The organism is Sphingobium sp. PNB (assembly GCF_019873065.1).
Classification (GTDB): Bacteria; Pseudomonadota; Alphaproteobacteria; order Sphingomonadales; family Sphingomonadaceae; genus Sphingobium; species Sphingobium fuliginis.
The window spans coordinates 1-12,325 of sequence record NZ_JAINEZ010000121.1 but is presented as its reverse complement, the minus strand read 5'-3'; the positions used below and the strand labels follow the sequence as shown (position 1 = coordinate 12,325).

The following is a 12,325-nucleotide window of genomic DNA, read 5'->3' as shown; positions in this document are numbered from 1 at the left end:
ATGCCGGTCGTCCGCGCAATACAGCCAGCCGCAGCAAATGCCCAGAGCGGGCCCGAAACCGAGCGTCGTGAATAAGAGAGGCTAGAGCTTCGATCCGATCGAATCGGATCGCCGCTCCGAAGTTTTTTGTTTACCGCGATTTCTTAACCGGCGATCCAGTCGGATCACCTGCAAATCGCTCTGAGGAAGCACGATGAGCCTCGACGGCACCTATGACGATGGCAATGTCTTTGCCCTGATCCTGGCTGGGAAGATTCCTTCGACCAGGCTTTATGAGGACGAGCATACATATGCCTTCCTCGACATCCAGCCGCAGTCCAAGGGGCACAGCCTGGTCATTTCCAAATGGTCGAAGGCGCGGAACATATTGGACATCGAGGACGAGGCGCTGGCGCAGGTGATGGCGACGGTGAAGAAGGTCGCCAACGCCACCCGCAGGGCGCTGGACCCCGACGGCATCCATGTCGCGCAGTTCAACGGCGCGCCTGCCGGGCAGACCGTGTTCCACCTGCATTTTCACATCGTGCCGCGCTGGGAAGGCCAGACGCGCGGCTTCGTCGCCCATGCGCAGGGCGACTTTGCCGATCCGGCGGAACTGCAGAAGCTGGCCGAAGAGATTCGCGCCCAGTTCTGATGCGCCAGACCTTCGTGAAAGCGCCCTGAGGTGGCGCTCAAGCCCTTCAAGGCCCCCGGCGCGCGGCTGGCGCTTCGCGCCAAGCGGGAAAGCCGGCGCTTCGCCGGCGGCAGCCGGCCGGCGGAGATCGTCCTGGACATTTCCCGGCTGCTGTCCCGCAGTTTCCATGCCGCGCCGACCGGGATCGACCGAGTCGAGTTCACCTATGCCCGCGAATTGCTGGAGCGGATGCCGGACCGGCTGGCCTTCGCCGCCGTTCATCCGGCGGGCGGCTATTATGGGCGGCTGAAGGATGCGGCGGTGCGCCAGTTCCTGGCCTTCACCGCGGCGCGCTGGCGCAACACGGAGCAGGTGGACGAGCGCGAGAGCAAGGCGGCGGTGATCCGCCACCTGATCGCGCTGCGCCCGCGCCCGGTGCCGGTGGCGCATGGGCCGCGCATCTATCTGCAGGTGTCGCCCCATCATCTGGACGACGCCGATCAGGTCGGCGCGATCCTGCGGGCGGAGGGCGCGCGCTTCGTGACGCTGGTGCATGACGTCATTCCGCTGACCCATCCCGAATTCGCCCGGCCGCAGGGCGCGGAGGAGCATCTGAAGCGGGTGCGCACGATCGACCGCTATGCCGACGGTATCATCGGCAACAGCCAGGCGACGATCGATGCGCTGGCGCCGCGCCTGACGCGCGGCCTGGAGGGGCGGGTGATCCGCGTCGCCCATTTCGGCGCGGACGCGCCGGACATGGTGGTGGAGGGCAGCCATGAAGTGCCGGATCGGCCCTATTTCGTCTATATTTCGACCATCGAGCCGCGGAAGAACCATCTTCTGCTGCTCAACATCTGGCGGCGGCTGGTGGAGAGATGGGGCGACAAGGCGCCGGTGCTGGTGCTGATCGGGCGGCGCGGCTGGGAAAATGAAAATGTCGTCGACATGCTGGAGCGGGCGGAAATCCTGCGCGGCCATGTGATCGAGGCGGGCAGCGTGCCGGACAATGAGATGAACGCGCTGGTCGCCGGGGCGCGGGCGATGCTGATGCCCTCCTTCGAGGAAGGCTATGGCATGCCGGTGATCGAAACGCTGTCGGCGGGCGTGCCGGTGATCTGCAGCGACATCGTCGCGCATCGGGAGGTGGGCGGCGAGGCGCCGGATTATCTCGACCCGCTGGACGGCCTCGGCTGGCTGAGGGCCATAGAGGCGTACAGCAAGGCCGATGCGCCCGAACGGGCGGCGCAGATCGCGCGGATCGCGGCGTGGCGGGCGCCGACATGGGGGGATTATTTCGACATCGTCGCCGGCATGCTGGACGAAATGACGGTTCGCGCTTCCGCTTGACGTCCCTGTGCCGGGCGATCACAGAAGCTGTTGTATGGATTGCGTTTTCGAATGGCTGAAGCGTCGCTCCATTCGCGCTGATCTATCTGTGGCTGGGGGCGGCTTTTCAACGTGAACGCGACTCCGTTTCTGCGCTCGCCCCCCTTTCCGGGCGTTGACCCCGCGACGGCGGCGATCAGTCGCATGCGGCGCGATGGCGAAGCGGCTGCGCCTGTTTCCGACGCCTTGCTGGACGCCGTAGCCGAGGCGCGGGTCGGCGGCACATTCTGGGGCCATCGGCCCGTCGGCATCAGGCGGGTCGCGCGGGTCGGCGTGGCCGTCCCGCAGGCCATGATGGACGGCCTTGCGCGGCAGGAAATCGGCATGGTGGGGAAGGCGGGGCGGGGCGCGGACTCCGGCCCCGGTCATGTCCTGCCGGAACCGACCGACCTCTGGGCGCTGATCGCGGGCGCGGCCTCCGTTCATGCCGGGGCGGGCGACGAACTGGCGATCATCGCCGGGCTGCTGCATGTGCCGGTCTTCGGCGCGGACGGCGCGGCCATCGAGCCGGCGGTCCTGCGTGACAGCGCCCGTGCCGCGCTGACGGCGGCGACCTATCGCGACTGTTTCAGCGGCGAGGACGCCGATGCCGTGCAGGCCGTGGCGCAACTGACCGACTGGCGGCGGCATCTGGACGGCAATCATGGCATCGCGGCGGCGAGCGGCATGGCCTTGTGGAAGCGGGAGGCGATCCGGCGGTTCCTGTGGGACGGCGTCGCGTCGCCGCCCTTCCTGCCGGAGCGCAGGGGCCTGCGGCGGGCCGCCCGGCGGGGAGGCGCGCTTGCGGTCTGGCCGTCGCGCGTGACGCCCGGCGCCATGGAGGATGCGCGCCGGCAGGGCGTGACCATCGCCCGGGTGGAGGACGGCTTCCTGCGGTCGAAGGGGCTGGGCGCGGCGCTGCATCCGCCCGGATCGGTGGTCATCGACCGGACGGGCATCTATTATGACGCGCGCTCCGCCAGCGACATGGAGCTGCTGCTGGCGACCTGCGTCTTCACGCCCGCGCTGGAACAGCGGGCGGCGCGGCTGCTGACGCAGATCCGGGCTTCCGGCGTCACCAAATATGGCAAGGGCGGGGGGCGGATGATCGGCCTGCCCCAGGGTCGCCGCACAGTGCTGGCGGTCGGGCAGGTCGAGGACGATCTGTCGGTCGAATATGGCGGCGCGGGGGTGGCGGGCAATCTCGACCTGCTAAAGCGGGTGCGCGCGGCCGAGCCCGACGCCCATATCGTCTATCGCCCGCATCCCGATGTGCAGGCGGGTCTGCGCAAGGGGCATCTGAGCGATGCGGCGGTGCTGGAGCAGGCCGACGCCATCGATACCGGGTCGCCGCTGATGGAGCTGGTGCAGGCGGTGGACGAGGTTCATGTCCTCTCCTCCCTCACCGGGTTCGAGGCGCTGATGCGCGGGCGGCCGGTGACGGTCCATGGCATGCCCTTCTATGCCGGCTGGGGGCTGACCCGCGATCTGGCGGCGCCCAACGGACGGCGCGGGCGTCAACTCACCCTGGACCAGCTTGTGGCCGGGGCCTTGATTCTCTATCCACGCTATCTGGACCCGGTGACGCGCTTGCCATGCGGACCTGAAATCATGGTCGAGCGTTTGGCAAGCGGGGCGCCGGCCCCGGTTTCATGGTTGATCCGGCTGCGGACTTTACAGGGGAAGTTGCAGAGATTTATGACTTTGTCCGCCGAGTATTTCCATGGTTGATGCCAAGGCCAGAACCTTCCTGTTCCTCCAGGGGCCGCATGGGCCCTTTTTCGCCATGCTGGCGGAGGCGCTGAGGGCGCGGGGGCACCGGGCGCTGCGCATCAACATCAATGGCGGCGACAAGGTCGACTGGCCGGGGGAGGGGGCGACCGATTATCGCGGGACGTTCCGCAACTGGCCGATCTTCTTCGACGACCATATCGTCCATCATGGCGTGACGGACCTGATCCTCTATGGCGATTGCCGCCCCTATCATGCCTCCGCCCACAAGATGGCGCGGCTGCGCAACCTGCGCGTCCATGTGGTGGAGGAGGGGTATATCCGCCCCGATTTCCTGACGCTTCAGGAAGATGGCGTGAACGGCAATTCGACCCTGCCGCTCGACCCCGAATGGTATCTGGAGCAGGCGAGGGCGCTGCCGCCCGAGGAGAATGGGCGGCAGCCGCAAATCCCCTCCACCTTCCGGCAGCGCGCCTTCAACACCGGGCGCAACGGCATGGCGTCGGCGCTGATGCGGCCCGCCTTTCCCTTCTATCGCACGCACCGGCCCAACAGCTTCCTGTGGGAGACGGCGGGCTGGTTCAAGAAGCTGAACCTGCGCAAGGCGGAGCGCCGCAGGTCGCGCGAGCAATGGGGGGCGGTGTGCGACCGGCCCTATTTCACTTTGCCGCTCCAGCTCGATTCCGACTATCAGATCCGCGTCCATTCGCCCTTCGGCACGATGCGCGCGGCCTTGCGCTTCGTCATCAAGAGCTTCGCCGCCCATGCGCCCGCCAACACCGCCCTGGTGGTGAAGCGCCATCCGCTCGATCCGGGACTGGTCGCCTGGGGACGGCTGACGCGGCGGCTGGCGGCGCAATATGGCGTCGGGGACAGGGTCTTCTACCTGGCGGACTGGGACATTGCCGAAGTGGTCGACAGGTCGCTGGGCGTGGTGACGGTCAACAGCACGGTGGGCACGCTGGCGCTTAACGCCGGCAAGCCGGTGGTCGTGCTGGGCCATGCGGTCTACAAGGTGCCGGGCGTGGTGCACAGGCGTTCGCTCGACGAATTCTGGTCCGCGCCGGGGGCGCCCGACATGGCGCTCTATTCCGCTTTCCGCCGGGTGCTGATCGACCGTTGCCTGATCAGGGGCGGCCTGCTGAGCGAGGAAGGGCTGCGGATGCTGGTGGACAATGCCGTGGAGCGGCTGACCCGTCCCGCCCCTTCGCGGGCCGAGCCGCGGCTGGTGCATGACCGCCAGCCTGCCCGGGCGGCCTTGCGATAGGGGCGCGTGCCGCAGCAGGACGATCCGCCCGGCCCGCTGGTGCCGTTGGCCGCTGGCGCGAGTTCGCGCGTCTGCCGCGTGGGCGAGGGGCGCGTGGCCAAGATATTCCACGCCGCCGTGTCGGAGGAGATGATCGCCCGCGAGGTTGATGCGGCGACGCTGGCGGCGGAGGCGGGCCTGCCGGTCGCCCGGCCCCTGCGACGGCTGGACATGGCGGAGGGGCGGGCGATCCTCTATCCCGAAGTGACCGGGCCGACGCTGATGCGGCGCATGCGGCTGCGGCCTTTGCAATCGGGGTCGTGCCTGCGCGACATGGCGGCGCTGCATCGGCGGATTCACGGGGAGGCGGCACCGGGCCTGCGCTCCCTGCGGCAGGTGTTGCGCACGGACATCCTTTACGGCCCGGCGGATCGCGGCTTGCAGGAGGGGGCGGCGGCGCTGCTGGACGGACTGCCGGACGGCGACCGGCTGCTGCACGGCGATTTCCACATCGGCAATATCCTGCTGTCGCCTTCGGGCATGGTGGCGATCGACTGGTCGAAGGCGGCGCGTGGCGACTTCGTGCCCGACCTGTTGCGGACGGAGATGCTGCTGCGCTTTGGCGAGGGGCCGCAGGATCGGTTGACCAACATGGCGCGGGATTGGGCGGCGCGCCATTATGTCGCCAGCTACAGGCGGCTCGCCCCGGCGCTGGAGCATGGCGCGGAATGGCGGGCCGTCGTTGCGCTGGCCTGGTTGCGGGCGCGGGCGCCGGTCAGGCAGGCGGCCTTCCTGGCCTATTTGAACCGGGCCCTGGCTGGGGCGGGCCTGCCCCCCTACAGCGCGATGACCTGATCGGCCAGCCGTTCGACCTCCGCCCGGTCGTGGCTGACATAGAGCATCGGCATGGCGAGATCGCGCTTCATCCGTTCTATCACGGTCAGGATTTCCTCGCGCCGGGCGGGGTCGAGCGAGGACAGCGGCTCGTCCAGCAGCAGGAATCGGGGGCCGGACAGCAGCGCCCGTCCGATCGCGACGCGCTGCGCTTCGCCGCCGGACAGGGTGGCGGGCCAGCGGTCGAGCAGATGGCCGATGCCCAGAAAGTCCATGACCGCGTCGAATGGCAGCGGCGCGTCGCCATGGCGGCCGTAGAGCAGATTGGCGCGCACGCGCATCTGCGGGAACAGCCGCCCGTCCTGGAAGACATAGCCGGCGCGCCGCCGGGCGGCGGGAATGTCGATGCCCGCGCCGCTGTCGAACAGCGTCTCGCCGGCCACGGCGATCCGGCCGCTGTCGGGCGTCAATATGCCGGCGACCATGTTGAGGATGCTGGTCTTGCCCGCGCCGGAGGGGCCGAAAAGGGCGACGAGGCCGGCGCCTGCCTGCGCCCGCAGGTGGATGAGGCGGTCGCCGATGCGATGGTCGACGGCGATGTCAAAGGACATGGTTGGTCCTTCCGCCGCTCGCCCGGCGGGCCAATGCCTCCGATGCGACCAGCGCGGCCAGCGACAGCATGATCGAGATGATGGCGAGCCGGGTCACCGCCGATTCGGCGCCCGGCATCTGGAGCGCGGAATAGATGGCGATGGGCAGGGTGCGGGTTTCGCCCGGAACGTCGGAAACGAAGGTGATGGTCGCGCCGAACTCCCCGATGGAGCGGGCGAAGCCGAGCACCAGTCCCGCCACTATGCCCGGCAGCGACAGCGGCAGCGAAATGGTGAGGAAGACGCGCCACCGGCCCGCGCCCAGCGTCTGCGCGGCCTGTTCCAGCCGGTGGTCGATGCCCTCGATCGACAGCCGCATCGCGCGCACCATCAGGGGCATCGCCATGATCGCGGAGGCAAGCGCCGCGCCGGTCCAGCGGAACATGAAGCTGACGCCCAGCATCTGTTCGAACAGCCTGCCGAGTGGGCCGTTCGCGCCGAAGAGGAGCAGAAGCAGCCATCCGGTGACGACCGGCGGCACCACCAGCGGCAGGTGGATCAGCGCATCCACGAGCAGCTTGCCGGGGAAGCGCGAGCGGGCGAGCAGCCAGGCGAAGGTGAAGGCGACCGGCAGCATCAGCCCGACCGCCACCAGGCTGACCCGGAGCGACAGCGCGACGATGCCCCATTCATCGGCAGAGAGGATCATGCCGCCCTCTTTCGGTCAGGATAGGGGAAAACACCAGCCCCCTGTCATGTCCCGCTCATCGGCATTGCATCGGTCGAGGCCAGAGGGCAAAGCCGGACAGCCCTTCAAACTGGAGCATGTGCATGAAAGACCTGATCGCCTTCGACCTCGACGGAACACTGGCGGAGAGCAAGCAGCCGCTGGGCGAGGCGATGGGCGACGCCCTGGCCCGGCTGTTGCAAGTGGCGCATGTCGCGGTGATCTCCGGCGGGGACTGGCCGCAATTCGACAAGCAGGTGGCGAGCCGCCTGCCGGAACGGGCCGACCGTTCGCGCCTGTGGCTGATGCCGACGACGGGGACAAAGCTCTACACCCATCGCGACGGGCAGTGGACGCCGGTCTATGCCGAACTGTTCGAGGAGGCGCAGAAGCAGGCGATCCTGGCGGCGTTCGACGCTTCGCTGGAGGCGACGGGCTTCGTGCCGGAAGAGGTGTGGGGCGAGCGGATCGAGGATCGCGGCAGCCAGATCACCTTTTCCGCGCTGGGCCAGCAGGCGCCGATCCATGCCAAGGATGTGTGGGACCCCGACTTCGCCAAGCGCAAGGTGATCCAGGCGGACCTGCGCCAGCGCCTGCCGGGACTGTCGATCAACATGGGCGGGGCGACCTCCATCGACATCACGCGGGAGGGGGTGGACAAGGCCTATGGCCTGAAGAAGCTGCGCGACGCGAGCGGGATCGCGCTGGAGGCGATGATGTTCATCGGCGATGCGATCTTCCCCGGCGGCAACGACTATCCGGCCAAGCAACTGGGCTTGGACACGGTGCGGGTGCGCGATCCGCAGGAGACGCTGGCGGTGATCGACGCGATCGTGGCCTGTCAGAGGTGACTTTCCCCTTCCTGCGGGAGGGGAGGAACAGGGTCACGGGCGGCTGAAGCCGTAGCGGGCGAGGATGTTCTGGCCGGCCCGCGACAGCAGGAAACGACGAAAGCCTTCCGCGTCCGGGTTCCGGCTCGCGCGCAGGCGGGCGAGGGGATAGCGGATCGGCGCATGGCTTCCCGCCGGGAAGGCGCCGACCACGAGGACAGCCTTCGATGCGCGGGCGTCGGTCGCATAGACGATGCCCAGCCGCGCCTCGCCCCGTTCCACCAGGGTCAGGGCGGATCGCACATTGTCGCCCAGCGCCAGCCGGTTGGCGACGCCGGGCCAGACGCCCAGCGCGCCCAGCGCCGCCTTGCCATATTTGCCCGCGGGCACGCTGTCCGGATTGGCCATGGCGAGCCGGGAGTCGCCCAGCGCCCTGGCGATCGGCATGCCGCGTGCGATGCGGAGCTTCAGCGGCGCGCGCGCCGGGGCGATCAGCACCAGCCGGTTGCCCGCCATGTCGGCCCTGCTGCCCCGCTGCACCAAGCCCGCCCTTTCGACATCGTCCATCCAGTCTTCGTCGGCCGACACGAACAGGTCTGCCGGGGCGCCGCCCCTGATCTGCCGGGCGAGCGCGGAGGAAGCGGCGAAGGACAGGACCGGCCGCGCATGGCGCTGCGCCGCCCAGGCATCGGCGGCGGCGCCCATCGCCTCCTGCATGCTGGCGGCGGCGAGCACCAGCGGGCCGCGCTGCTGCGCCATGGCTGGAACCGGCACCATATGGAGGAACAGGGCGATGGACGCTAGCGCGCGGAGAATCGGTTTCGGCATGACCCTTCTCCTGCCAGTTGCGCACCCTTTTGTCTTCGTCCTGCATCGGTTAAGCGGGAGCGTATGACCATGTTCCCGACCCCGCCGGTCCCGGCCTGATCGCACCGTGGCGGTCGTTCGTTCGCTTTGCGGTCAATGCGGCGTGGGATGCGGCATCCGCGCCGTCACCGGCGAGGGGCGCGAGGCGTCGATCGAGGGCGATCCCGTGCATCCTGCCAATGGCGGCCTGCTCTGCACCCGCAGCGAAGCGCTGAAGGACATGTTCGCGCTGGAGGGGCGGCTGTTGCGGCCGGTGTTGGATGGCCGCGCCGTCGGCTGGGACCGCGCCATCGACCAGGCTGCGCGCCGCCTGTCCGCCGTCATCGCCCGTCACGGTCCGGGCAGCGTGGCGATGCATGTGCCGGGTGGCCTGCTGACCGAAGACTATTATGTCGCCAACAAGCTGATGAAGGGGTTCATCGGCTCCGCGCATGTCGAGGCGCCCTGCAGCGAGGCGGGCGGCATGGCGGCGGCGCAGCGCGCGGCCTTTGGCGAGGATGTGATGCCCGCCGCCTATGAGGATCTGGCGCAGGCGGACATGCTGTTGCTGGTGGGCATGCCGACGGCCCGCCGCCATCCGGTGCTGCACGAGAGGATGGCCGAGGCGCGGGCGGAGCAGGGCGCGCGCCTGATCCTGATCGCGCATGCGGGCGACGGGCCGGAGGTCGAGGCGGATGAGCGCCTGACCGTCGCGCCGGGCAGCGAGGCGGCGCTGTTGAGCGGCCTGCTGCTGCATTGCCATGACAATGGCTTGCTGGACCGGGAATTTCTGGAACGGAGGCTGTCGGTGCCGGCCGGTTTCTGGGCGGGATTGAGCCGGGGGCATGACCTTTGGTCGGTGGCGCGCGCCTGCGGCCTGGCGCCGGGCGAGGTGCGTGCCTTCTACGAGCAGGTCGCGGCGGCGCCCCGGCTGGTGACGCTGTTCAGCCCGCATGGGCAGGGCGAGGAAGCGCATCGCCTGTCGGCCGCCATCCTCAATTTCCATCTGGCGGCCGGACGCATCGGCAAGGCGGGCGCCGCGCCCTTCGCCGTCACGGACGCCGCCAACGGCATGGGCGTGCGGGAAGTCGGCTGCCGGGCCGGGGAACTGGCCGCGCACCGGGATTTTTCGGAGGATGCCCTGGCGCAGGTCGGCCGTTTCTGGGGCGCGACGAGGCTGGCTGACCGGCCGGGGCTGGCCGGCGAGGCGCTGGCCCGGGCGATAGAGGCGGGGCGCATCAAGGCGCTGCTGATGCCCGGCGGCCTGCCTTCGGCGTCCCATCCGATCCGGGGCTTGCTGGAGCAGGTGCCGCTGGTCCTGTTGATGACGCCGTGGAGCGAGCCGGAAATGGACGCGCTGCGCATGGTCGCCTTGCCGTCCCCGCTATGGATCGAGAAGGATGGGACGCTGACCGGCGCCGACCGGCTGATCAGCCGCCAGCGCTGGTTGTTCCCGCTGCCCGGAGAGACCAAGCCCGACTGGTGGATACTCACCCGGATCGCGCAGGCCATGGGTTGGCGCGACGCCTTCCATTATGAGCGCCCCGCGGAAATCTATCGCGAGCATGTGCGGCTGACCGCCTATCGCAACGAGGGCAGGCGGTTGCTCAATCTCAAGCGGCATGCGCCGATTTCCAACCCGGCTTATGATGAGCTGACGCCGTGGCGCTGGGGGGAGGTGCCGTTCGACGAGGGGCTTTTCCCGACGGCGGATGGCAAGGCGCGGTTGATCCCCTTTTGGGATCAGGCCGCCTTTCGGGCCCGTTGACCGGCAAGGTGGCGGACTTCGGCTTCGGGGTGTGGGTGCGTCCGGAGCGGCAGGATTTGGCCAGTTCGAGCCGTCCCCACCAATCGGTCCGGCGATCCCGGGATCTGTCCCAGGCCTTTTGTTTTACTGCGTTTTCGGGTCGGCGGATGATTCCATCTGCCTGGAAAACGCTTTAGGCCGGCTGAGCTGCGATGGCGCGGAGATGCTCCAGCAGCGCGTCCCCATTGGCGGCCCAGGTGAAGCGTAGCGCCGCTTCGCGGACGGCCTCCCGTTCGGGCGGGTTCACCAATATATCGCTGATGGCGGCGGCCAGCGCTTCGGGTTCGCGGGCGACGATCCGGCCCGCCTCCGGCCGGTCGAGCAGTTCGCGTGCTCCGCCGACATCGCTGATCACGACCGGCGTGCCGCAGGCCAGCGCCTCCACCCAGGCATTGGCCAGACCCTCGGACGAGGAGGGGAGCGCCATGACGTCGGCGGCGGCATAGATGCGCGGCAGGCGATCGTGCGGCACCGAGCCCAGGAAGCCGATGCGCCGGTCGACGCCCAGTTCCTCGGCCTGTTTTTCCAGGGCGCGGCGATATTGCCCCTGTCCGGCGAACAGCAGCGTGACGCCGGGCAGTTGCGGCAGCGCCTGGACCAGCAGTTCCTGCCCCTTGCGCGGGATGAGCGCGCCGACGCACAGCACCACCGGGCCTTCGAAACCCAGGCTTTCCTTCGCGGCGGCGCGGTCGCTTATTTCGAAACGGTCGAGGTCGACGCCGGTATAATGGACGCGGATCTTGTCCCCGTCGATGCCCATGCGCGCCATCGACCGGCGCATCGCGTCCGACACGGCAAGCAGGCCGGCGGCATCGTCGGCGGCGCGCTTCACCATCTTCCGCGTGCCCTTGCGCGTGCCCCAATAATGGATGTCGGCGCCGCGCGCCTTCACCGAATAGGGAATGCCGAGCGCGCGGGAAAGGCGCTGCGCCACCGGGCCGTCGGGGAAGAAGAAGCTGGCGTCGATGACGTCGAAAGGCTGCTGCACATGGAGGCGCCTGACCAGCGGCAGGATGGCGCGGGTCATGCTGTGGACGTTGAAGCGGCCGCCGAATTTGGGAATGATGGGGAAGACCGGGCGGTGGACGGTCAGGTCCTTCCACCGTTCCTTGGCGGGCAGGGCGCGCAGGGCGGCGTAGCGCCTGGCGCTGGACAGCGGCCAGGGCGGAATGCCGAGCGGCGCGACCACCGTGACCCTGACGCCGTCCCGGCTGGCCAGCTCGCGCGCCTGCCGTTCCACGAAGACGCCGAAATTGGGGCGGCTCATGTCCGGGAACAGGGTCGAGAGCATCAGGACGTTCAGCGTCATCGCATCCAACTATCTCTTGTTCCCGCATTGCCCCGGGCGTCCGGCGATGCCGTCCGACGGGACAATGCTGGGGCGGGTCTCTTTCCGGCAGACATGGTCAGGACAGGGTTAAGGATGAAAGCGCCTTTGTCTACAGCCGTCTGACCAGTTGGACCGCCACGGCGCCCCAGGGTGGGTCACTTATCACCTGCTGGCGCGTGCCGCTGCCCAGGGGGAGGATGTGCAGCCGGTCGTCCTCGCGCCCGATCAGCCGCCCGAACAGGAAGCGCCCGGCGTGGCGCGGCAAGAGCAGGTCGCGGTTGAGCACGCTGGAAAACTCCTCCGGCATGATGCGGCGGCACCATATCTCGTCACCGCTGCGGTAATCGCCGATGCTGCCCGATACCTGCACCCCCACCATCGCGTCCGCGGGGGCCGGCGGGGC

At 68.8% G+C, this 12,325-nt stretch carries 11 protein-coding genes and 1 pseudogene; 7 read left to right on the top strand and 5 right to left on the bottom strand.

Going from position 1 to position 12,325, the window contains the following annotated elements:
* Positions 1 to 193: 193 nt before the first annotated feature.
* The 5 genes from K7W03_RS24740 to K7W03_RS24720 all read left to right on the top strand — a co-directional run bounded on the left by K7W03_RS24740 (position 194) and on the right by K7W03_RS24720 (position 5,813).
* Positions 194 to 634, top strand: a complete 441-nt coding sequence (locus K7W03_RS24740; protein WP_222887597.1) for an HIT family protein — start codon at positions 194 to 196, stop codon at positions 632 to 634.
* 30 nt (positions 635 to 664) lie between these two features.
* Positions 665 to 1,963 carry a glycosyltransferase family 4 protein gene (locus tag K7W03_RS24735; protein WP_044661389.1) on the top strand — a complete coding sequence of 433 codons (1,299 nt, stop codon included), beginning with the start codon at positions 665 to 667 and terminating at the stop codon, positions 1,961 to 1,963.
* 111 nt (positions 1,964 to 2,074) lie between these two features.
* Positions 2,075 to 3,712 (top strand): beta-3-deoxy-D-manno-oct-2-ulosonic acid transferase, encoded by a 1,638-nt coding sequence (locus K7W03_RS24730; RefSeq protein WP_222887596.1) that lies wholly within the window; start codon positions 2,075 to 2,077, stop codon positions 3,710 to 3,712.
* Positions 3,705 to 4,979, top strand: a complete 1,275-nt coding sequence (locus tag K7W03_RS24725; protein WP_025549852.1) for a capsule biosynthesis protein — start codon at positions 3,705 to 3,707, stop codon at positions 4,977 to 4,979. Before K7W03_RS24730 ends, K7W03_RS24725 begins: the two co-directional genes overlap by 8 nt.
* A gap of 6 nt (positions 4,980 to 4,985) precedes the next feature.
* Positions 4,986 to 5,813, top strand: coding sequence for a phosphotransferase (locus tag K7W03_RS24720; RefSeq protein ID WP_222887595.1), 828 nt, complete (start codon positions 4,986 to 4,988; stop codon positions 5,811 to 5,813).
* On the opposite strand, the gene K7W03_RS24715 is transcribed toward K7W03_RS24720, so the two are convergent.
* Positions 5,795 to 6,403: an ATP-binding cassette domain-containing protein gene (locus tag K7W03_RS24715; RefSeq protein WP_025549854.1), complete on the bottom strand. Its 609-nt coding sequence runs from the start codon at positions 6,401 to 6,403 to the stop codon at positions 5,795 to 5,797. The genes K7W03_RS24720 and K7W03_RS24715 overlap by 19 nt on opposite strands.
* Entirely contained in the window at positions 6,393 to 7,091 is a 699-nt protein-coding gene (gene modB, locus K7W03_RS24710; RefSeq protein ID WP_137709530.1) for a molybdate ABC transporter permease subunit, read from the bottom strand. The genes K7W03_RS24715 and modB overlap by 11 nt, the downstream gene beginning before the upstream one ends.
* A gap of 122 nt (positions 7,092 to 7,213) precedes the next feature.
* Here modB and K7W03_RS24705 point away from each other — a divergent pair, with 122 nt between their 5' ends.
* Positions 7,214 to 7,960 (top strand): HAD-IIB family hydrolase, encoded by a 747-nt coding sequence (locus tag K7W03_RS24705; RefSeq protein WP_061939406.1) that lies wholly within the window; start codon positions 7,214 to 7,216, stop codon positions 7,958 to 7,960.
* Positions 7,961 to 7,993: 33 nt separating this feature from the next.
* Here K7W03_RS24705 and modA read toward each other — a convergent pair whose 3' ends face one another.
* Complete coding sequence (gene modA / locus K7W03_RS24700; RefSeq protein WP_222887594.1) at positions 7,994 to 8,767, bottom strand: molybdate ABC transporter substrate-binding protein; 774 nt, start codon at positions 8,765 to 8,767, stop codon at positions 7,994 to 7,996.
* Positions 8,768 to 8,873: 106 nt separating this feature from the next.
* Here modA and K7W03_RS24695 point away from each other — a divergent pair, with 106 nt between their 5' ends.
* Positions 8,874 to 10,553 carry a molybdopterin oxidoreductase family protein gene (locus K7W03_RS24695; protein WP_222887593.1) on the top strand — a complete coding sequence of 560 codons (1,680 nt, stop codon included), beginning with the start codon at positions 8,874 to 8,876 and terminating at the stop codon, positions 10,551 to 10,553.
* A 172-nt stretch (positions 10,554 to 10,725) separates the two neighbouring features.
* Here K7W03_RS24695 and K7W03_RS24690 read toward each other — a convergent pair whose 3' ends face one another.
* The gene (locus K7W03_RS24690) at positions 10,726 to 11,901 is read right to left on the bottom strand and encodes a glycosyltransferase (RefSeq protein ID WP_222887592.1); all 1,176 of its coding nucleotides are present in this window, start codon (positions 11,899 to 11,901) and stop codon (positions 10,726 to 10,728) included.
* Between the two features lie 130 nt (positions 11,902 to 12,031).
* Positions 12,032 to 12,325 (bottom strand): annotated as a pseudogene (locus K7W03_RS24685) (XRE family transcriptional regulator); the annotation flags it as partial.